The sequence below is a fragment of the Chengkuizengella marina genome (genome assembly GCF_009910845.1).
In the GTDB taxonomy this organism is placed as follows: Bacteria; Bacillota; Bacilli; order Paenibacillales; family KCTC-33759; genus Chengkuizengella; species Chengkuizengella marina.
In genome coordinates this window covers 95,887-117,940 of the sequence record NZ_SIJB01000017.1, presented here as the reverse complement: position 1 = coordinate 117,940, position 22,054 = coordinate 95,887, and the positions used below count along the sequence as shown (strand labels likewise).

17 protein-coding genes are annotated in these 22,054 nt (G+C 32.7%); 13 read left to right on the top strand and 4 right to left on the bottom strand.

The genetic code is table 11. The features are described from left to right. The first annotated feature begins 461 nt into the window (after positions 1-461). Positions 462-1,694, top strand: coding sequence for a DUF4179 domain-containing protein (locus tag ERL59_RS07415; protein ID WP_160645560.1), 1,233 nt, complete (start codon positions 462-464; stop codon positions 1,692-1,694). Positions 1,695-1,755: 61 nt separating this feature from the next. Here ERL59_RS07415 and rsgA read toward each other — a convergent pair whose 3' ends face one another. Together rsgA and ERL59_RS07405 are read right to left on the bottom strand one after the other, a co-directional pair. After that, the gene (gene rsgA / locus ERL59_RS07410) at positions 1,756-2,814 is read right to left on the bottom strand and encodes a ribosome small subunit-dependent GTPase A (protein ID WP_160645559.1); all 1,059 of its coding nucleotides are present in this window, start codon (positions 2,812-2,814) and stop codon (positions 1,756-1,758) included. 330 nt (positions 2,815-3,144) lie between these two features. Continuing rightward, a complete protein-coding gene (locus ERL59_RS07405) occupies positions 3,145-3,615 on the bottom strand; it encodes a DUF1440 domain-containing protein (RefSeq protein WP_160645558.1) in 471 nt (156 codons plus the stop codon). Positions 3,616-3,692: 77 nt separating this feature from the next. Here ERL59_RS07405 and ERL59_RS07400 point away from each other — a divergent pair, with 77 nt between their 5' ends. The 4 genes from ERL59_RS07400 (at position 3,693) to ERL59_RS07385 (ending at position 7,336) form a co-directional block, all read left to right on the top strand. Then, a complete protein-coding gene (locus ERL59_RS07400) occupies positions 3,693-4,418 on the top strand; it encodes a hypothetical protein (RefSeq protein ID WP_160645557.1) in 726 nt (241 codons plus the stop codon). A 41-nt stretch (positions 4,419-4,459) separates the two neighbouring features. Beyond that, positions 4,460-5,158 carry an SDR family NAD(P)-dependent oxidoreductase gene (locus ERL59_RS07395; RefSeq protein ID WP_160645556.1) on the top strand — a complete coding sequence of 233 codons (699 nt, stop codon included), beginning with the start codon at positions 4,460-4,462 and terminating at the stop codon, positions 5,156-5,158. Between the two features lie 72 nt (positions 5,159-5,230). Continuing rightward, on the top strand, positions 5,231-6,832 hold the full coding sequence (locus ERL59_RS07390; RefSeq protein WP_160645555.1) for a vWA domain-containing protein: 1,602 nt from the start codon (positions 5,231-5,233) through the stop codon (positions 6,830-6,832). Between the two features lie 81 nt (positions 6,833-6,913). Continuing rightward, positions 6,914-7,336, top strand: a complete 423-nt coding sequence (locus ERL59_RS07385; RefSeq protein WP_160645554.1) for a GNAT family N-acetyltransferase — start codon at positions 6,914-6,916, stop codon at positions 7,334-7,336. Positions 7,337-7,402: 66 nt separating this feature from the next. On the opposite strand, the gene ERL59_RS07380 is transcribed toward ERL59_RS07385, so the two are convergent. Beyond that, on the bottom strand, positions 7,403-8,296 hold the full coding sequence (locus ERL59_RS07380; protein ID WP_160645553.1) for a DMT family transporter: 894 nt from the start codon (positions 8,294-8,296) through the stop codon (positions 7,403-7,405). A 134-nt stretch (positions 8,297-8,430) separates the two neighbouring features. Between ERL59_RS07380 and ERL59_RS07375 the strand changes: the two genes are divergently transcribed. Together ERL59_RS07375 and ERL59_RS07370 are read left to right on the top strand one after the other, a co-directional pair. Continuing rightward, positions 8,431-8,778 carry a hypothetical protein gene (locus ERL59_RS07375; protein ID WP_160645552.1) on the top strand — a complete coding sequence of 116 codons (348 nt, stop codon included), beginning with the start codon at positions 8,431-8,433 and terminating at the stop codon, positions 8,776-8,778. A gap of 514 nt (positions 8,779-9,292) precedes the next feature. After that, entirely contained in the window at positions 9,293-13,963 is a 4,671-nt protein-coding gene (locus ERL59_RS07370) for a glycosyl hydrolase (protein WP_160645551.1), read from the top strand. Between the two features lie 225 nt (positions 13,964-14,188). Here ERL59_RS07370 and ERL59_RS07365 read toward each other — a convergent pair whose 3' ends face one another. Next, a complete protein-coding gene (locus tag ERL59_RS07365) occupies positions 14,189-15,826 on the bottom strand; it encodes an alpha-glucosidase (RefSeq protein WP_160645550.1) in 1,638 nt (545 codons plus the stop codon). Positions 15,827-16,078: 252 nt separating this feature from the next. Here ERL59_RS07365 and ERL59_RS07360 point away from each other — a divergent pair, with 252 nt between their 5' ends. From ERL59_RS07360 to ERL59_RS07335, 6 genes are all read left to right on the top strand, one after another. After that, positions 16,079-17,083, top strand: a complete 1,005-nt coding sequence (locus ERL59_RS07360) for a LacI family DNA-binding transcriptional regulator (RefSeq protein WP_160645549.1) — start codon at positions 16,079-16,081, stop codon at positions 17,081-17,083. A 239-nt stretch (positions 17,084-17,322) separates the two neighbouring features. Next, positions 17,323-18,177, top strand: coding sequence for a carbohydrate ABC transporter permease (locus tag ERL59_RS07355; RefSeq protein ID WP_328699914.1), 855 nt, complete (start codon positions 17,323-17,325; stop codon positions 18,175-18,177). Beyond that, entirely contained in the window at positions 18,174-19,235 is a 1,062-nt protein-coding gene (locus ERL59_RS07350) for a carbohydrate ABC transporter permease (RefSeq protein ID WP_235929824.1), read from the top strand. The genes ERL59_RS07355 and ERL59_RS07350 overlap by 4 nt, the downstream gene beginning before the upstream one ends. A 42-nt stretch (positions 19,236-19,277) precedes the next feature. Then, on the top strand, positions 19,278-20,558 hold the full coding sequence (locus ERL59_RS07345; protein ID WP_160645548.1) for a sugar ABC transporter substrate-binding protein: 1,281 nt from the start codon (positions 19,278-19,280) through the stop codon (positions 20,556-20,558). A gap of 127 nt (positions 20,559-20,685) precedes the next feature. Next, positions 20,686-21,066 carry a hypothetical protein gene (locus ERL59_RS07340; protein ID WP_160645547.1) on the top strand — a complete coding sequence of 127 codons (381 nt, stop codon included), beginning with the start codon at positions 20,686-20,688 and terminating at the stop codon, positions 21,064-21,066. A 247-nt stretch (positions 21,067-21,313) separates the two neighbouring features. Beyond that, positions 21,314-21,904 carry a TetR/AcrR family transcriptional regulator gene (locus tag ERL59_RS07335; protein WP_160645546.1) on the top strand — a complete coding sequence of 197 codons (591 nt, stop codon included), beginning with the start codon at positions 21,314-21,316 and terminating at the stop codon, positions 21,902-21,904. Positions 21,905-22,054: the final 150 nt, after the last annotated feature.

Here is a 22,054-nt window from a genome sequence, read left to right as displayed (position 1 = left end):
CTAACTACAGGTACCATTTTAGAATGATGGACGCCTTTTTTTGATAAGCAAAATAATAAGGAATTATATGATAGATATCTATTTAAAAGGGCGGTCCTACAATGTATAATTAACTACTTATTCTTCACTAAATTTTATGATGCATGATGATTACCAAAGAGATATATTAGAATTCACTTGGGAATTAACCGATAATAAAGAAAATGTTTATTTTATGCCGCAATTGGACTATCCTTCGACTATTCATGAAAATGTTCGATTGAAAATCAAATAATTGAGAAAGGTTAATCAATAGAAGGTTGTAAAAATAAAGTAATCTTATAATAAGGTTATCCATTCGTTGGATAGTCTTATGGAAATCTCCTGTATTTGTAATTGCAAATATAAAAAATGAGAACATCCTACTTCTACTATTTCTTTATTATGAAGTATAATTTATAGATCAGAAAGGGTGGGAGAATATGGAGAGAGAAAAAAAGAGAAAAAAAGTAATAGTTTTCTGTAGTGTTTGTTGTATATTAGCTTTAACAATCATCACAATTTGGAAGCTTCCAATATTTTTTGTGGAAGAATCTAATAGAAATGAAATTAACAAACTAATCCAATTCGAAAATGGATTATTAACTGCAGTCGAATATAATTTTATTCAAAAGATTGAAAAATCAGATGTACAAGAAGAAATAAAAATCACAGTAGATTCAGTCATTATTGATGAAGCGAAAATGGTTGTTTTTTATACTATGGAGGGTGTAAAGGACTTTAAAAGAGTTTTTTCAAAATCTGTAGAATTATTGAAAACAAATGGTGAGTCTTATGGTGCCGGAAGTACCTATGGTTCTCCGGTTCATAATAATGAACAATCCAATATAATTTATGATAGAATTGATTTTTATTTTAACGATAAAAATATACCTGAAGATATGATCTTAAAGTTAAAAGTGGAAGCAGGAGATAACTTATCCGAATCAAAAGAATTAGCGAGCACCTGGTCAATTCCATTTCAAGTGGATAAAAAGCAGTTTGAAAATAAAAATAGATTCTATTCAATCAACCAAACTGTACAAATAGAGGGACAATCATTTACATTCCATGAGTTAATTATTTATCCTACACGATCTGAAATCAGGGTTACTTTTGACGACAATAATTCAAAAAAGATTTTTGGACTAGAAGATTTAAGAATCACTGATAATGAAGGGAATGTGTTTGAAACTATATCTAACGGCTTTACAGCATCTTATCTGAGTGAAAATGAACATCTCCTTTTTTTAGAGAGTAATTACTTTGAAGATCCTAAAGAAATGTTTATTGACGTATCTACAATTCGTGCGGTAGATAAAAGTGCAATGCAGTTTCAAGTCGATCTTACTCAAAAAGACTTAGGAGAAACGTCAAATGAAAATATTGTTCTTAGCAGTATTGAAGACAATGATGAAATTTTAGTTTTAGTTTTTTCAATAACAAGAGATGATTCCTTATCATTAAGTGAATCCATGTATACCAACCTAGAATCTGATTTTATAGATGCAAGTGGGAAAAAGTATGAAGTTGAGTCCATTGGGTATTCTTTAAGAGAAAATACTGAAGAATTATTGGTTGATATTCCAAAATCAGAGTATACCTATCCCATTACATTTACGCTAGCTGATTTTCCTTTAGTAATAGATGGAGATGTTCGCATTAAAATTAAATAATAATAAAAGGAGCTCAATTTACTGAGCTCCTTTTAATAAATTTTTTTAAGTTTTAAAAACTTTACGGACGATTGAATTTTGTGCGATCGCCAGCTAATTTTTTCCACTTGTCTTTTTCAAGTTTTTGAGCTTTTTTATCATTTTTTCTTTCTAAAAAAGCTAATTCCTTTTTCAGTTTTAAGTAGCTTTCATATCGAGTTGCTTCTAGACTTCCATCTTCAATTGCTTTTTTAACTGCACATTTCGGTTCATTATTGTGAGAACAGTCTTTAAAATAACACTCACTTGCTAATTGTTCGATATCTGAGAAAGTATGATCAAAGCTATCATCTGCTTCCCACAGTTGAAATTCTCTCATTCCAGGTGTATCCACCATGATCACATCATTCGGCAATACAAAGAGTTCTCGATATGTTGTTGTATGTTTTCCCTTATCATCATTCCTTATATCTTGAATCTCTTGTACCTCTTTTTCCATTAATAAATTCACTAAAGTAGATTTACCTACACCAGAGGAACCTGTAAGTGTAATCGTTTCTCCTGGTTTCATATAGGGATCTAATTGTTCGATACCTGTTTTTTCTACTGAACTAATGACACAAATGGGAACTCCAATCGCAATCGATTCAACTTGGGATACCTTTTCATCAACATCTTCACACAAATCCGCTTTACTTAACAAAATCACAGGATTTGCGCCACTTTCCCATACCATGATTAAATATCTTTCAATCCTTCTCATATTAAAATCGTCATTTAAAGATATTACGATAAAAACCGTGTCTACATTTGCTGCCACGATCTGTTCTTCAGTTGTAATACCTGCTACTTTTCTTGAGAACTTACTTGTTCGTGGTAAAACCGCATGAATGATCGCTTTATTTTCCCCTTCCATTTGTTGAAGGACAACCCAATCGCCAACAGCAGGATAATCTTCTCGTGAAGCAGATTCAAATCTAAATTTCCCTGATACTTCTCCTAAAAGTTCTCCGTTTTCTGTATATATTCTATATAAGCGTTTATGTTCTAACGCCACACGACCGAGTGTAAATTGTTTTTCCTTATATGGTAAAAATTCATTTTCAAAATATTCATTCCAACCTAATTTGTTTATATTCAATGTAAAAGCCTCCAATTATTATATACTGTAAATTTTTAATTAAAAAAAGACCGTTTCAAACGGTCTTAGTAATAGATAAGAAATATATCTATCCATTAAAAAACCGTGGGTTAAATACACAACCCACGGTACAGTCATCAATTGAATTAAGTACAACTAACTAAGTATCGTATCGTAAATGGAGGGTTGTGTATTATTCAATGCAATTAAGGTATAAACTCGTAATTTGATTGTCATAAAACATTCCTCCTTTGATTAAGTAGTAATACCTAAATTAATATACAATAATTTCAGAACGTTGTAAAGTTGTTTTTTAATCTTTACTTCACTTTATTTATTAGGGATTAATTTAAACACTGTTCCAGTTACCAGCCCATATATACCATGACTAACCAAGCTTAACCACATCCCTGATGATGAACCTCCACCACAGGCATTACCACATGGATCACTTGCAGTCCCGCAAGCGCTTCCACAAATAGAACCACAAACAGCTACATCACCACCCATTAACATTGGCATAATTACTAGGGGACCGATAACCCAAATGATCACTCCAAAGATTACACCTGCAACTATGGGTTGTTTGATAAACCCAATAAAATATGCAAAACAAATCCCAAAGATGGCACTGATGGCTAAATGAATAATAAAACCAACAATGGCAGAGTCACTTCCTACCATAGATGCGATTCCAGGAAAAGACCCCATCATTCCTAACATAATAGACATTATAAGTCCACCAATTAAACTTGCTAAAACTCCAGCTTTTAGATTAAACTTTTTTGCTGTTTCAGACATAAAAGTATACCTCCTTTATTTTTATTTTCATTATATTGGTAATGAAAATTATAGTATGTAAAACAGATTACATTATTATGGAATTAGTTCATGGTATGATTGATTTTAATGGAAATTATAGAGAGGAATGTGATAGATTAATGGTATTTAAAAAATATTGGAAGTTAATGATTATGATTGGTGGTCCTTTTTTGTTAGGAACTTTAGAAATTTGGCACCCTCATCATGTGGATTTTAACGACATGGTTTCTGCAAATGATAAAGCAAGTTGGTGGTTAACAATACATCTGCTACAACTCCCATTATTTGGCTTACTGGCTCTATCTATTTTGTTTTTATTAGAAAAAGCTCGAAATGCAGCTGCATTCATAAGTAAAATCGCATTGTCGTTTTTTATTGTGTATTATATTGCTTTAGATTCTATCGCAGGCATCTCAACAGGAATATTATTTAATTTTCTAAAGTCCAATCCTGATTTAGCTCAATCTGACACAATGAATCAACTTTTTTTATCCCTATTTCATATCCAAGTACCAGGCGGTGCTATGATTGTTAAGATAGCGGTTGTTTCTTGGTTAGTAGCTGGAATTTCTGTAACGATTGCACTCTATTTAAAAGGATATAATCGAGTAGGAGTCATTTTGATAGGAATTGCTACGATTGTTTTTCAATCACACGCTTACCCAAATGGAACCATTGCAATGTATTTGTTAACAGCAGGAATAATATTGATTCAATTTCTACCTTGGCATTTTACAGAAGTGAAAAAACCTTCAACAAATCAAGAAATAGATTTCAAATAGAAACTATGATAAAATGATTTCTGAAATTGGAGGGATGAACAATGAAAAGGTTAGATGGCCAACTGGCTTTAATCACAGGTTCTAGTCGTGGTATTGGTGCAAAAGTTGCAGAAGGATTAGCAGATAGAGGATGTGATGTTATTCTTCATGGAAGAAAAATAGAAAACACATTACATACAAAAAAATTGATTGAGACTAAGGGAGTTGAGGTTTATTCAGTAGAAGGTGAATTATCTACTCTTGAAGGTGTTAATCATATTATTCAACAAGTAAAACAAATAGGGCATGTTGATATTCTATACAATAATGCTGGACTTAGTAATATATATAAATCCATTTTTGAATATACAATGGAAGATTGGCAAGAAATTATGCAGGTTAATTTGTATAGCTTAACATTATTATGTAATGCATTTGCCGCTGCAATGCAAGAAAAAGGGTATGGTCGAATTGTAAATGTAAGCTCCGGTATTCAGGATCAACCCCATTTAGTTGCTTATAGTGTTTCAAAGGCAGCTGTAGATAAGTATACGAAAGATCTATCCTATGAATTAAAAGATACTGATGTAAAAGTCAGTTACATTGATCCTGGGTGGATAAAAACCGATTTAGGTGGACGGAATGCTGAAAATGATCTGAGCAGTGTTCTGCCAGGTATGTTAGTGCCTGTTTTATTAGATAAAGAGTCTGTTACTGGACAAGGTTTTCGCGCACAAGATTATAGAGGCAAAGAAATTTAATAAATAATTTATAAATAGATACAACATTTTCCTCCTTCATACCGTCTATGGATTTAAAGGGGGTTTTTTATAATGAAAAAAATAGGGTTCATTTTATTTTGTTTTGCATTGTTTTTGTCTATTATCGGGTGCTCTAATCAACCTGAAGAAAGCCCGATGTTAGAAGGAGACAGTATATATGAAGAAACAGAACAAAGTCACATAGATATTGAGGTACAAGGTCAAGAAAAACCGAAGTTTGAAGAATCTGCTTCAATGGATTCTGCTCTAAGTTTAGAATTTTCTGAAAGTTATACGGATGAGAGTATAGTGATAACTCCGCCAAACAGAGAAGGAATAGAAAATATGTATTTCAAAGGATATGGCACCAATCCCTTTATTTCAACAGAAGATGATACGTTATCTACTTTTGCTATTGATGTAGACACGGGTTCTTATACAGTGGCTAGGAATTATATTGAAAGAGGTGCTTTACCTCCTTCAGAGGCTGTAAGGGTGGAAGAATTTATTAATTATTTTAAAACAGATTTGGAAGCACCTAAAAATAAATCTTTTACAATTCAAGTTGATGGTGGAGAATCTCCGTTTGGTGAAGGTTATAAACTAATGAGAATTGCAATTAAAGGGGAAGAAATAGAAAATGATAACAGAAAACCAGCGAACTTAGTATTTGTCATTGATGTTTCTGGCTCAATGAATCAAGAAAATCGATTAGGACTTGTGAAAAAAAGTCTATATCTTTTAGTAGATCAACTAAAAGATAATGATAGAGTGGGTATCATCGTATATGGATCAACAGCTAGAACTATTCTTGCACCTACTTCAGTTGAAGACAAACATCGAATTTTAGAAGCCATAGATCAATTAGAATCATCTGGATCAACAAATGCTGAGGAAGGATTAGTAATGGGTTATGAGATGGTATCGGAATATTTTCAAAAAAATGCTGTAAACCGAGTAATTCTTTGTTCAGATGGTGTTGCTAATGTAGGTGAAACTGGGGCAGAGGGAATTTTAGGAGAAATCAAAAGGTATGCAAGGAATGATATAACATTAAGTACTTTTGGGTTTGGGATGGGAAACTATAATGACGTTCTAATGGAGCAGTTAGCTAACCATGGGGATGGTAACTATGCATATATTGATTCTTTTTCAGAGGCTAGACGTATTTTTACTGAGGAATTAACAGGTACATTACAAACGATTGCTAAGGATGCAAAGATCCAAGTTGAATTTGATCCTAATAAAGTGGATAGATACCGTTTAATAGGTTATGAAAATCGAGATGTAAGGGATGAAGACTTTCGGAATGATACAGTTGATGGGGGAGAGATTGGAGCCGGACACACCGTGACTGCTTTATATGAGATTAAAGTGAAAGATAATGAGTTAGATGATCTGGGTTATATTAGATTAAGATTTAATGATGTAAAGATGGAAGATGTTGTAGAGATTTCAAATTCACTGTCCATCCAAAATGAACTTAATAGGGAGTTGAAGTTTCAAGCAGCTGTTGCTGAATTTGCTGAGATATTAAGACAAAGTTATTGGGCAAAAGAAAGCACCTTGATGGAAGTACTAGAGCTAGCAGAACAAAACGCAGTAGGAGAAAAACAATTGCAATTTGTTTCTCTAGTAAAAGATGCTATCGCAATTCAATCCTATGAACATTAGTTAAAATCATTTTGTCAATTACTCTAAATTACTGATATAATCATAAAGAAAGTCGTTATATTGAAAGGGAGAAGGTAATACATGAAAGTAAAAGTTGTAGAAAATGATCAAGAACTTCAAGATGCATATAAAGTACGAATGGATGTATTTGTAGAAGAACAGAAAGTACCTCCAGAAATTGAGATAGATGAGTTTGAGCAAGAATCTACACATGTAGTTATTTATGAAAAAGGAAAACCAATAGCAACGGGACGGATCCGAGAAGCAGATGGTTATGGAAAATTAGAACGCATATGTGTTTTAAAAAGCCATCGCAAATTTGGATTAGGTAAAATGATTATGGATGAGTTAGAGTCTGTAGGGCGTAAGATGGAATTAAAACAATTCAAGCTAAATGCCCAAACTCAAGCGGAGTCATTTTATCAAAAACAAGGGTATAAAACAGTATCAGGAGAATTTCTAGATGCAAATATACCACATGTGACAATGGTAAAAAATAAATAAAGTATAGTAAACCCGTCTTTTTAATATTTAAAATAAGACGGGTTTTTGAATATTTAATTACTGATTTCATATTTTTGATCGATCTTTCTCATCGAACTTAATAAACAACCAAACTCCAAATAATAATATAACTCCAGCAATAGCTTGTTGGATAGTAATATGTTCATTCAGAAGGAAATATGCAAGTAATGCTGCTCCTAACGGTTCCCCTAAAATAGACATAGATACAGTTGTAGCATTCATATATTTTAATAACCAATTAAACAGTAGATGGCCGAATACTGTTGGCACGATAGCCAATATGATAAAAATTCCCCAATCTATTGAAGCATAATTGAAAAAAGAATATCCTAAAATTAAATTATAAATATGAAGTGAAAAAGCTGCTGTTAAAAATACAAAGAAACTATAAACATAGTTGGACATTTTGCGTAGTAATAGTTTTCCAATAAGCATATGTAATGCAACTGCAATTGCTCCTAACAAAGCTAGTATATCTCCAAAGAATGCTTCTGAAGAAACTCCAAAATCTCCCCATCCAATTAAAGCTGCACCAAGAACTGCTATAAACATACCAACCACTGATAGAATGTTTGTTCTTATTTTGAAAAATAGAAAAGATCCAATGAGCACAAATATAGGTTCTAGTGCTACTATTGCTGTTGAATTTGCTACAGAAGTAAACCTTAAAGAACCCATCCACAATAAAAAATGTAATCCTAATAAAAGACCAGATAAAGATAAATAAAACCAGTCACTTTTGGAGAGCGTCTTAATTTCGCTCCAGTATTTCATTACGAATGGTATCATAAATAAGTTTGTGAAATATAAGCGATACATTGCCATAACAGATACGGGTGCATCTGACCATCGAATGAAGATAGAAGAAAAAGAAATAGCTATAATTCCAATAAGTAAAATAATCCAAAGTGGAATGGGGAATGGTTTTGAGTTGTTCATTATGCTGATTCTCCTAAAATAATTGACTTATTAGAATGGTATGATTTCTATGAAACTATGAAATGAATCCCCATTCTTAACTTCTCTTCAAATACATATACATAATATAAATGATTTTTAAGGTGGGGTAAATGGTGATCGAAAAAATAAAAGAATACGTTGAGCTTAAATCAAAACAGAAACAAATCACAGAGGAATTATCAATTTTACGTGATGATATTCTTTCTTTTATGGAAAAAGTCTATCAACTAGAAATGGATATAGAAAGTTATCATGTAAAAGTTGTGCCTTTGGAGAGGAGAGTTTATGATGATGAAGCATTATTTAAATCATTACCTGACGAGAGTTTGTGGAGATTAATGTCTAAAGCAGACATCTCAAAAATTAATGGATTATTGAAGTTAAACATAATTAAGGATGAATTATTAATTGGTTCTTATGAAATTAAAAAAGTGACTAATTTACAAATTAGCAAAAAATAGAGGTTACCTATAATATAAGTTCATGTAAATCAAAACCATATCTCTTTATGTTATATGTGAAGAAATATGGTTTTTTGTGTTTTTTAAGAATTTCACAGAAAATTTTTATATAATCAAAATTATATATAGGAAAATTTTCTAATTAAGTGTATACTAGTGTTAATAAATATTTATATTTAATTAAATAATTTCCAATTAACTCCTCAATTACATACATTTTATTAATAAAGTAATTACTTCTTAATATTTATTTATATGATCCCACAGAAAATTTTCCAAATCAATTCTATTTTACCTTTTTATTTTTTAAACTTAATTAAGCTTTTTGATGCTGTAATCTTTATTTAGTCATATTCGTAAAACATAAATATTTTGATATACAAAAATTACATGTTTAGATGAAATGATGCTTTATGGAGGTGATGCAAAAAAAGTGATTTGTCATGCTCTTATCATGAAAGGGGGTTAACTTCATCTGCTAGATTTATAAAATTTTTATAAAAGGGAGTGTATGATGTTGGTAAATCTAAAATTAAGATTTGCTCATAAAATGATGATCATTTTGATTATTTTCATTTTATTACTATCACAGATGTCACTGAATAATGTTTCAGCAGATAACCATGTTCCCTCTCCATTATTACAGTATCCTGCATATTCAACTACTGATAGTGCTAATGCAAATCTACCAGTTCCACCAGTTCGCATTACTGATAATGTGAGTACGCCATTAACATCACATCAATGGTTTACAAATTTATATTTTGATCCAAGTGATTGGGCAGATCCTGAGTACCCAAATATGATTGGTTTAATAGCCGATCCATTAGCTGTGCGTATTGAAAAAACTGGAGGAGGTCCCATTCTAACTGCTTTAAATATTCAATATGTATACAATGCCGGTCAAGGAAATCCCCATTATAGAATACCTTATGAACTTGCCCCAGCCTTGGAAGTTAATCCACTTAGCAGTGATGCAGGGGTAGCTCATATGGATGGTTACTCCGATTGGGGATTAAAAATGGCATGGAATAATGGAGACTTTAATGCTTATGCATATAATGGAAGTCCTTTTGTATATTTTGAATCAAACGATGGAATCCGTATTCAAACTAAAGATATTGGACATATTTGGTACAATCAAGACAACGTTTTAGGAGTGAGTGTCGAGATCAATATTGAAGAAGATCCTAGTTTAGGACATTTAGGAACAGATGATTTTGTTATTTATGCACCAACAGGATCAACATGGGAGGTTTTTACTGATCAATTTGGTTTCATTACAGCTACTTCAGATTTAAATGGACTTGATTATGCATCAGTAGTAAGTTTACCTAGAGAAGAAGATGTGGCTGCTAAAATAGACCTTCTCAATTACTATAAAGCATTTGCTTATAACTTTATTACGGATACAAAAGTAAGCTGGGAGTATAATGAGGAAGCTGCTTTGGTTACAACTACATTTACATCCACATTTGATCAAAAAGAACCAGGCAGCAATAATCTAGTTTATGCTTTATATCCTCATCAATGGCTGAATTATAATCACGATATTGAGAATATTACATATAATTCTGCTAGAGGACCGATGAAGGTGATTGAAACACAAGGTAATCGTTTTATTACGGAAATGACTTATTACGGAATTCTGCCTTCTTTCCCACATGTAGCAGATGAATCTTTAAGTGGTTACAGCATTGAGGAATTAAGACAACATGTTCTGGATCAAGTCGCTGCTGGTGAAGGAGCTAACATTTTTCAAAGAAACACGATATACGGTACTTCTGTTACGATCGGAAGAACAGCTCATATGATAGATGTAGCTAACGATGCAGGGCTAATCGAAGAGAGAGATACCATTATACAATGGGTAAAAAATGCATTGGAAGATTGGCTTTCATACTCTGGGGAAAATGGAGATGCTTTCTTCTATTACAATGCTGATTATGGTAGTTTAATCGGTGTACCACCTGAAAGTGGTATGTTTAGTGATTCTCACTTAAATGATCACCATTTTGAATATGGTTACATGATTAAAGCTGCTGCTATAGTAGCTTCCTATGATAAACAGTGGGCGTTGGATTGGGAAGACAGAATAAATCTTTTAATTAGGGAAGTTGATAATTGGGATAGAACCGATACACAGTTTCCATTTTTGCGTTTTATGAATCCGTATCAAGGTCATTCTTGGGCTACTGGAGCTGCTGATTTTAGAGATGGTGCGAACCAAGAATCTAGTTCAGAAGCGATGAACTTTGCTTCAGGAGTTGCTCAATGGGGTATGGTCATGGGGAATGATACTATTAGAGATCTAGGAATCTACTTATACACAACTGAAGGAGAGGCTGTATTAAACTATTGGTTTGATATAAATGATATCGTTTTTCCAAATGGTCCAGATTTTGGAGATCAAATAGATGCAATTTGGGAACCAGCCCAGTTCAATTATCCAATGGTTGGATGGATTTGGGGAGACAAAGCAGGTTTTGCAACATGGTTTGGAAGTGAACAAACAGGTTATCAAGAATACCCAGTTGGTATTAATCTTCTACCAATGACAGCAGGTTCTCTTTATTTAGCCCGGGATACAGAATACATTACTAATTTTACAGACTGGTTTTTAAATAAATATGGACAGGTCAACCGTTGGAACGAACTATTTTGGGAATATCTTGCATTAGCTGATCCTGAGAGGGCATTAACGATGTATAATACGAGTCCTCATGGAGCTAGTGAACCTAGTCCACCAAGTGAAACAGAGCCGCATTATTATAGCTGGATTCACAATATGGTTGCACTAGGTGCTTATGATTCAAGTATTACAGCTAATACACCTTCCTACGCTGTATTTAATAAAAATGGTGAACGGACATATGTTGCATATAATCCTACGAATACAGATTTAGTCGTACAATTTTCAGATGGATCTGTTGTTACTGTACCTCCAGGTGAACTTATAGCAGAAAAAGATCCAGATCAATTGCTTGCTGATGCTGGAGAGAATATTGTAGTATTGGATGATAATGAAGATGGCAGCGAGTCTGTTATGTTAGATGGATCTGGTAGTTTTAATTCTAACGGTACGATAACGAGTTACGAATGGTTAGAAAACGGAATGCAGATTGCAACGGGTGTAAGTCCGACAGTTGTATTAGATAATGGAGAACATCTAATTACTTTAACAGTAACTGGAAGTGATGGCACAACAGCTAGTGATGAAGTGCTTGTTTGGGTAACAGCTGGAGAACCTATTGCAATTGCAGGATCAGATCAATCTTTAGTAGATTTAGATGGAAATGGATCTGAAACAGTAGTTCTTGATGGTTCGAGAAGTTTTGCTCCTGTTGGTACTATAGCCGAGTATAGATGGACAGAAGATGGAACACAGATTGCTATAGGAGTATCACCTAATGTAGATTTATCTACTGGAAATCATAATATTACACTAACCGTTACATCGGATATAGGTAAATCCTCTAGCAGTAATGTGCTAATTTCCATAGACGCTGAAATTGGTCAAAATGCAACTGTGACAGCTTCCTCAACTAGTGAAGGTATCCCTGGTAACATAAATGATGGAAATGAAAACAGCGTATGGGTTAGTGAAGACAGTGATGCACCACAATGGATAGTTATGGACTTTGGAGGTATGAGCGATGTATCTCAAGTGAATGTAACATGGGGAGATAACTATTATGCAACCACTTATGAAGTGCAGATATCTGATGATGAAAGTTTTACAAACTTTGAAGTGTTGGGTTCAATTAACGATGGGGATGGAGGAGAGGATGTACTCCATCCTGAAAATCATATAAATGGAAGTTATGTAAGGTTGTATGCAACTGAAGGTAACGGAGGAACAAAAGGATTTGAAGATTCTTCTCGTAATTTCATTGCTGAAGTGACTAGCAGCACTACTACAGTTCCTACTATCACTTTTGTGCCGCTTGTGAATGATATAGGTATTGGTTTTTGTTACATTCAACCTTCTGTGAATGGAAGTGAACTTGGAAGTTATCCTTGTACACCTAATCAACCATACGAATTGAATAATGTAATCGATGGGGATATCGTATCATTTAATTACAAGTACACTTTACCTACTGGTGCACAAGCTGATAGTGATATCTTTGAATTTACCGTTGGAAATGTGAATGGTGGAAAAGTTTACAGCATTAAAGAAATAAAAGTATTTAGCAACAGTGATGTCGATCCTGTTCCTAAATATGAGTTAGATGTTTTGAATGGAACAGGAGAAGGTAATTACAGAGAAGGGGAATTAGTTCTAATTACAGGAACTCCTCCACTTGTACAACCGAATGAGATTGCAACTTTTGAAGGTTGGACAGGAGATGTTTCTTATCTTGATGATCCAACATTGGAAAGCACTACGGTGACTATGCCAAATATGAATATAACAGTCACTGCAAATTATTTAGTAGAACAAGTAGAGTTATATGATTTAATGGTTGAAAATGGGTCTGGAAGTGGAAGTTATAAAGAAGGAGATAGGGTTATAGTGTTGGGAACTCCTCCAACAGTGGAACCCAATGAAATTGCAACTTTTGAAGGTTGGACAGGAGATGTATCATATCTTGAAAATCCAACATTGGAAAACACTGCAGTGACTATGCCAAATATGAATATATCCGTTACTGCAAATTATAGTATTGAACAGGCACCTGTTTATCAACTAATGGTTCAAAATGGAACTGGTAGTGGTAATTACCAGGAAGGTGAATTGGTTAAGATTACGGGCACTCCTCCACAAGCTGAGCCAGGGAGTATCATTACATTTACAGGTTGGACTGGGGACATATCTTACCTTGATGATGCAATGATGGAAAGTACTGTAATTTCAATACCGAATATGAATATATCTGTTACAGCAAACTACAGTATTACTCCACCTTCAGAAGGTGAGTTTATACAGGGCGTAGAAGTAATGGGGAATCAACTAACGATTTGGTTTAAACCTAATCAATTTTCGCCAGGGTTTGTATTAGTACATCATGTTGTGTACCCACAACCGGGATATGAAGAGAATTATTTCTTGGAATATAATTCAACTACAGATAGATATGAAAGAATTGTAACGGGTACTTCTATTGATTATTCATTTACTTATACAGATGAAAGTAATACACAAATCACTACGGATACTTATCATTTTATAGTTGAATAAGTTGAAATAATAGTTTCAAAAAGTATAACAGCTGACGATTTTTCGTCAGCTGTTTTTTCATTTTAAAATTATTAAAATTAATGGCTACAAACAGTCAAGGGAAATGATTTGGTGAGTATTTCCCGGGTGAGCGCACAGAAAGATAAATATTATAATGAATCGACAACAGCTTTTATATTTTTTATCAGTTCATAGTATATTATGTCGAAACAACTCTTAATATGATCAAAATATTTGATAGACCAAAGCCTCATATGGTCTTAAATCAATTTCGTCATTCTCTAAAACAACTTCTGCATCTTGGTAATTGTTAATGATTAGATTTTTCTTTTTATTCTGATAAGGAGTAGAAAATTTGAACACATGATGAAGATCAGAATGATTTAGAATGACCATCCATACATTGTTTTCCTTCTTTCTTGTATACACGTATAGATGCTTGTCCTCTGGTAACAAATCCTCATATTCCCCATAAACCATAATTTCATGCTTTTTTCTGAGAGAAATGAGCTTTTGATAATAATAGAAAATGGAATTAGGATCCTTTAAAGCTGATTTTACATTAATGGTTTTATAATTAGGATTGATATTAATCCATGGGGTTCCCTCCGTAAAACCGGCATTTTTTGTGTCATCCCATTGAACAGGTGTACGTGAATTATCTCTACTTAGAAGTTTTAAAGACTGGATCACCTCTTTAGGACCCCTTCCTTTGTTCACTTCTTCTTTGTATTTATTGATCATTGCAATATCTTTGTATTCCTCTATAAATTCATAGTTGACTCCTGTCATGCCTATTTCCTCACCTTGAAAAATATAAGGTGTTCCAGGCAAGGTATGAAGCATTGTAGCTAGTAACTTTGCTGATTCTACTCTATATTTCTCATCATTACCATATCTTGTAACTTGTCTTGTATGGTCATGATTATTTAAAAATTGCGAATTCCATCCCGAATCTTTTAGTGCCTCATACCAGTCTTTTTGAATGGATTTGTATTTTATAGTATCCCAAGTAGGCATATCATCTGCTACTTGAAAGTGAAATAAAGTATTTAATTCTTTATTTTCTTCAGCAACATATTGTTTCCCCATTTCGGGAGTAACAAAAGGAACTTCACCAACAGTCATAATATCATAATGTTTTAATACTTTATCATTCATTTCACGTAAATATTTATGAATACCTGGGTTGTTTCCAAGATATTGAATGTTGTCTGGATTTTCAACATTGGAAAAATCTTTTGGTTTAGCAAGTAAGTTAATGACATCCATTCTAAACCCATCTATCCCTTTATCCAGCCAAAATCTCATCATGTCATAGATAGCCTCACGAACCTTTGGATTTTTCCAATTTAAATCAGGTTGTTGGACGGCAAAGGAATGCATATAATATTGATTGGTCAATTCATCAAACTCCCATACTGAAGGTGTAAAATAAGAACGCCAATTGTTTGGCTCTTGACCATTCTTTGGATCTTGCCAAATGTACCAATCTCGTTTTTCATTCGTTAAAGAAGATCGAGATTCAATAAACCATGGGTGAGCAGAAGAGGTATGATTTACAACTAAATCCATAATTAATTTCATTCCTCTGTTGTGAACTTCAGTTAAAAGCAAATCCCATATTTCCATAGATCCTGCTCGTGGTGTGATGCTAAAATAATTACTTATATCATAACCATTGTCAACATCAGGTGATTCATATATTGGATTTAACCATATGATGTCTACTCCAAGGTTTTTAATGTAGTCTAATTTTTTTATGAGACCGTGTAAATCACCATATCCGTCACCATCGGAGTCATAAAAACTTCTCCAGTAAACTTGATATACAACAGCCTCTTTCCACCAAGTTTTTTTCATGTCCTGCCTCCAAATGTAATATAGTGGAATTTAATTAATTGAAAAGCTTTTCAGGTTTTGATAAAATGAAATAGAAACATTTTAATTATTACACTTTTTTCGTATACTTGTAAAGAATATTTTAAAATGAAAAGAGAGCAGCATAATTCTCCACCCAATTTCCAATGCTCTAAATAGCTAATATATTTAAACTTCCAATTTTTCACGCCAATTATGCGGATAATTTGAAAGTTTTTTCAAGGAGGTAAATCATTGACAGCTACAATACATGATGTCGCCAGAAAAGCAGATGTATCTATTTCTACTGTTTCAAGAGTAGTTAATAATCCATCTTCAGTAAGACTTGAAAAACGTAAAAGAGTATTAGAAGCCATAAAAGAATTAAATTATGAACCTAACCCTTTTGCAGCAGGGTTAAGGGACAACAGAACAATGACTATTGCAGCTATTATTCCCGATATATCCAATCCATTTTATTCTTCACTGCTTCGAGGCATCGAAGATGTAGCAAGAATGAAAAAAAACAATGTCATCATTTGCAACACAGAGCAGGATGATGAACGTTTCCGAGAATATATGCTGTACTTTAAAAAGAAAAAAATTGATGGGGTTATTTTTACTAGTGCCGTGATTAGTGACTATGTTTATGAATCATTTCAGGAATTAAACAAACCGGCTGTTCTTGCAGCAACAAAAAGTGAAGACCGTAGTTTACCATATGTGAAAATAGATGATTTTCAAGCTAGTTATGATGCAACTAAATTTTTAATAAAAAATGGCCATCATTCTATAGGGATGATTAGTGGTTCTTTAAGTGACCCCATTGCTGGAAAGCCAAGACATGATGGGTTTTTTAAAGCATTGAAAGAAGAAAATATTCCTTTTTCTGATCAATCCGTTTCCTTTGGTAATTTAGATTTTGATAGTGGTTACGAAGCGATGAGTAAGCTTTATGCTCAAAAACCTGAAATCACAGCAGTGTTTGCTGCATCTGATTTAATGGCACTGGGTGCGATGTCATTTCTACAAGAAAGACACATACAAATTCCAAAACACATCTCAATTGTAGGATTTGATAATATTGGTTTTTCACGTATGGTCTCACCACCATTAACAACTGTTTCCCAGCCTATCTATGAGATTGGGAAAAGTGCAGCATCTTTATTATTTCAATTTATTGAAGAAAAACAACCGCCAGAAAGTATATATTTGAAACATGAGTTGAAAATCAGACACACTGTATTTAATAAAAATTAGACTTAAATATAAGACTCAATTTACTTATTTATTAATTTTTACTGATTACCAACATTTTTTATTGACGAGTGATTTGTAATCAGTTAAAATTAAATCGTAATCTTGAAAAGCTTTTCAGAATTGAAATATAGAAACAGTAGTAAAAAATTTAAAACTGAATAAGTTCCATAGGAAAAAGAAATAAATAGAGGGAGGGTTTAAGGTAAATGAGGGATCACTAGAAGGAGGAGAGAACTAAAGTGAGATTTGTAAAGAAGTACTGGTTAGAAATGATGATGGTACTTCCGTTGTTCGCTTATTTGTTTTATTTTACATTTATACCTGTCTTTCAAACGATACAAATTAGTTTTCTTGATGATAAGAGCAATCAAATTTCATTGATTAATTATCAATCACTTTTCTCTCATATTGATTTTAACAGTGCTTTGTTTAACACTATTTTCATTACTTTAGTTGGCATTACTGTGCAGATTGTAATCGCTTTAGTGATTGCTTTAATTTTAAAAAAGAAATTTTTTGGCAGAGGTTTTTTTAGAACCATTATGTTGATTCCGATGGGGGTTCCTACTCTTGTATCAGGTGTAACACTGCTTTTTGTGTTTGGTCAGACAGGTTACTTCAATGAATTGTTATATCGATTAGGTTTAGTAAGTACCCAACCATATTGGCTAGGTGGAGGATTTGAATCATTGGCTGTAATCATTTTTGCAGACATGTGGAAGGTTTTGCCTCTAACCATTCTTCTTTTACTAGCTGGATTAGAAAGTATAGGTGAAGATGTTTATGAAGCGTCTTCTATAGATGGAGCAAATGGTTGGAAAAAATTTTGGCATATCACTTTACCGTTACTAAAACCATCCATTACGATGGCAATTATTTTAAGAGCTATTGATTCTTTTAGAATATTTGAATTGCCGCTTGTGATGACAGGTAAAAATGTACCTGTGTTATCAACCTTTGCGTATGAAGCCTTTCAAAGAAATCAATATGGATTGTCAGGAGCAGCTGCAGTTATTTTATTATTCATTATCATCATATTTATTTTACTTTATTTCTTTATAGTAGAAAGGAAGGAAGCGAGGGAAAATAGATGAATAAATTAACTTCAGATCACATTTTCAAATTCATTTCGTTTCCTTTACTTTTAGTCATAGCTTTTATGATGATTTTTCCAGTATATATTTTAGTAAAAGTATCTATTAGTGAACCTAGTGAGGTGAATACAGATCATCCAACTTTTTTAGTTCATGATTTTACACTTGAGCATTGGAAAAATATTATTCTTACGGATAAAAAAACAGAATCAGGACAAATTGTATATAAAATTAATATAGATGAACTGACGGTTGAAAGTGAAAAAGAAGAGCAAATTATAATCACTCCAGATGAACAATATACAATAAATGGAGTAACTAGAAAGCTAACCTTTTTAGATGGGGAAATGTATAAACTCAACCGATCAGAGTTACAGAAAGTCAGGGATGTAAGTACTACCAAAAAAATCTTTTTTGGAGAAGAAACGGTGCAAAAGTTATATTTGCCAATATGGAAAAGCTTCAGCGTAGCAACTCTGACAACAATCATTGCCATTATCATTGCTGCGCCAGCATCATACGTAATTTCCAGAATGCCAAAAAGTATAGGCTACATGATTATTTTAGGATTACTATTTACAAGAATGTTTCCTGATGTTGGTATAGCATTACCTATAGCAACTCGATTCGTATCATGGCAATTAACGGATTCAACTTTTGGGTTGATACTCGCACATTTAATACCTAATTTACCGTTTTTAGCTTGGATTCTAGTAGGTACTTTTCAGGTTATACCTAGAGATGTAGAAAAATCAGCAATGATAGATGGTGCAGGAAGAATTACAACACTTCGTAAAATTATTTTTCCAATTGCAGCACCAGGGATTGCTGTAGGTGCAATGTTTGTATGGTTGAATTCATGGAATGAGTTTTTATATGCAAGATATTTAACTACAGTTGAAGGGACGTTACCTATTAAAACGTTCGAAATTATTACAACAGGTAGTTATTTTACAGCGGCAGCATATTCTACGATTCTTACAATTCCGATTATTATTATAACGTTCTATTTACAAAGGTATTTAAAATCTGGGATGTTATCGGGTGCTGTAAAGTAAATCTTACTTTAAGATTATTAATAATAACAGGGGGATATCAAAATGAAGATTAATAAATTACTTTTATCAATTTTAGCAGTTATCTTTATATTTGGTGTAGCAATAGTCGGATGTTCTACTGCAGATGATGAGGTCCAAGAACAACCAACTGATAATGAAAATACCGAACAGCCAGCAACTGAAAATGAACCATCCAGTGATTCAACAACATTAAATGTTGCATTCGGTATGGCGGAAACAGAATGGGATTTATTTAATAATGAAATAATACCTGCATTTGAATCTGAAACAGGTATAAAGATTAAGGCAGTTGAATTGAAAGCTGAAGATTTAATTAACAGTCTTACAGCACAAGTAGATACAGGGCAAATTAATATAGATATGTTTGCTCAAGATATCAATAATTTATCAGGGCTAGTGACTAGAGATTTAGTTGAAGATTTATCACAATATAATGAACAAATTCCTGAGGCTGTGATTCCTGGGATGTTAGAAGCAACTGAATTCGACGGAAAAAGATTGTTTTTACCTTATCGTCCAAATGTAGAAATTGCTTTCTATAATGAGAGTAAATTTAGTGAGTTAGGTTTAGAGGTGCCAACTACTTGGGAAGAACTGCTAAATGTTGCAAAAGCAACCAATGATGCGACGGGTCAAGGACGAGTAGCAATCAAAGCAAATTTACAAGCGGATAACATTTTGCATATGTTTGATTTTATTAAACAAGCAGGTGGAGATCCTTACACATTAAATGATGAAGGAAGTATTCAAGCTTTTGAATTTTTGCAGGAATTATATCCATATTTAAATGAACAGAGCTCTACAGCCGCATGGGACACTATGAACGAATATTTATTGAAAGATAGCGTATATCTTGGTACAAACTGGCCATTTTATATTCCAGAATTTCATAAACAAGGAAAAGATGAAATAAAAGCTTTTAGTGGATGGAGTGGACCTGTAAAAGAGTCACATGTATTAGGTGGAGAAGTGATTGGTATTCCTAAGGGATCTACAAAAGTTGATGAAGCGATTCAGTTTGCAGAATTTTTAATGTCTAAAGACGTACAGGAATTGCTTGTGAGTGAATTAGCTTGGCCTTCAGTTAGATCTGATGCTTATGGTTTAGTTCAAGGGTATCAGGAACCATATTTTAAAGCTATACAACAAGCGTTAAATTATGCAGAACCTAGAGGAAATGAACCATATTGGGAAGATGCAGAGCCAATCTATTTAGAAGTATTTCAAAAAATTGTTGTGAATGGGGAAGATGTTAAAGCAACGCTAGATGAAGCAGCCGAAAAATTAAATGCATTAAAATAAGACAATAATATATTTCTCAAACCTCCAGAAAATAGAGGACAATAATCTATTTTTTTGGAGGTTTTTTCTCTTTTAGACATGCATATGATATTAGTATACTAAAGGTGTATGAAGGAGGGGAAGCGATTTGTTTACAAAATCGCACCGGCTGATTTATTTATCGATGTTTATCGTAATTATTAATGTAGTTCTTGTATTACTTCTTATCATCCCGCGAAATCATCATCAAACATCACAAATTATAGACGGCAGTGAAGCAGCTTTTATCGTAGAATGGGCGGATGAAGTTCCTGTTAATTCCCAATTAAATAGAAACGAATTTAAAGAGTCGAAAGATCATAAGTATTTTGTGATACTAGAAAAGCAATTGGTTGATTCAAAAGTAGAAGGAAATGTATTAATTGAAACTTATCAGGAATTTGAAGTTTATAAGAATCTATATGGAGAAGTAGTTCAGATTATCCCTACATCAAATTTTGATTATTTAAGATATTCTATAACTCAATAATTTTTTAAAAGAGACCTTTTATTACTATGCTGGTAAGGAAGGTTCTTTTTTATGCTGATATTTAACTTAAATACTGTAAAGTTAGAATTGGATGTTAAGTTAATGTCTGAATAAATAACATGAAGTTACATGATTTTTTCTAAAATGTGGTGAGATTCTAACATTTATGATAATATTAATTTAAATAAGTCCGAATGATGACATAGAAATAACTTTTGAGACTGTACGTATGAAAGGAAGATAGATGATGAGTTTAAAAGATAATAAACAATTAACTACAAAAGAGAAAATATTAAAGGCTAGTCTTAAGTTGTTTTCTGAAAATGGTTACAAAGGTGCTACTTTAAAAAAAATAGCACTTGAAGCAGGTGTAACAGAAATGACTGTGTTTAGAATTTTTGAAACAAAAGAAAAGATTTATGAAGAGATCATGGGAACATTTAAATCTTCTTTACCAATTTTAAGAAGTTATATTGAAAAAGAAGCAACATTTGTTTTGGAAGAAGATTTGAAAGAAATTTCTAAGTTATTTTATAATCAATTGCTCGATAACGCTCAAATAATGATGATTATTTTTAAGGAGAAGGATATAAAATCTATTATCTCCGATAAAAGTCTGTTGGAGATGAGGTATTTATTCGAAAATTATTTTGATAAATTGAAGGAAAAAGGAAAAATAAGAGAAGATGTAAATTCAGAAATTTTAACTTTCTCTTTTTTATCTTCTACATTAGGTTCTTTTTTAACAAGACAAAGATTTTTTGATTTCCCAGTACCACCTCAAGATGAACTCATTGAAGCAATGGTTCCAATATTAGCAAGGGGAATAAAATCCTAATACGACCTTAATAAAGTAGGATTTTAACATTAATTGAAGCAATACTATCTATTTTTCAAATAGTAGTATTGTATTTTTTTCGTCTGACATTACTCTAAAAGTTGCCAATAAAGCAAGTTTATTTAAAAAATCTATAAGATATTTAAATGA

What these genes read in the sequence shown, in the direction of transcription:
- ERL59_RS07335 (WP_160645546.1), top strand. Translation starts at nt 21,314, where the DNA reads ATGAGTTTAAAAGATAATAAACAATTAACTACAAAAGAGAAAATATTA.
- ERL59_RS07400 (WP_160645557.1), top strand. Translation starts at nt 3,693, where the DNA reads ATGGAATTAGTTCATGGTATGATTGATTTTAATGGAAATTATAGAGAG.
- ERL59_RS07350 (WP_235929824.1), top strand. Translation starts at nt 18,174, where the DNA reads ATGAATAAATTAACTTCAGATCACATTTTCAAATTCATTTCGTTTCCT.
- ERL59_RS07380 (WP_160645553.1), bottom strand. Translation starts at nt 8,296, where the DNA reads ATGAACAACTCAAAACCATTCCCCATTCCACTTTGGATTATTTTACTT.
- ERL59_RS07365 (WP_160645550.1), bottom strand. Translation starts at nt 15,826, where the DNA reads ATGAAAAAAACTTGGTGGAAAGAGGCTGTTGTATATCAAGTTTACTGG.
- ERL59_RS07370 (WP_160645551.1), top strand. Translation starts at nt 9,293, where the DNA reads ATGTTGGTAAATCTAAAATTAAGATTTGCTCATAAAATGATGATCATT.
- ERL59_RS07415 (WP_160645560.1), top strand. Translation starts at nt 462, where the DNA reads ATGGAGAGAGAAAAAAAGAGAAAAAAAGTAATAGTTTTCTGTAGTGTT.
- ERL59_RS07395 (WP_160645556.1), top strand. Translation starts at nt 4,460, where the DNA reads ATGAAAAGGTTAGATGGCCAACTGGCTTTAATCACAGGTTCTAGTCGT.
- ERL59_RS07345 (WP_160645548.1), top strand. Translation starts at nt 19,278, where the DNA reads ATGAAGATTAATAAATTACTTTTATCAATTTTAGCAGTTATCTTTATA.
- ERL59_RS07385 (WP_160645554.1), top strand. Translation starts at nt 6,914, where the DNA reads ATGAAAGTAAAAGTTGTAGAAAATGATCAAGAACTTCAAGATGCATAT.
- ERL59_RS07405 (WP_160645558.1), bottom strand. Translation starts at nt 3,615, where the DNA reads ATGTCTGAAACAGCAAAAAAGTTTAATCTAAAAGCTGGAGTTTTAGCA.
- ERL59_RS07390 (WP_160645555.1), top strand. Translation starts at nt 5,231, where the DNA reads ATGAAAAAAATAGGGTTCATTTTATTTTGTTTTGCATTGTTTTTGTCT.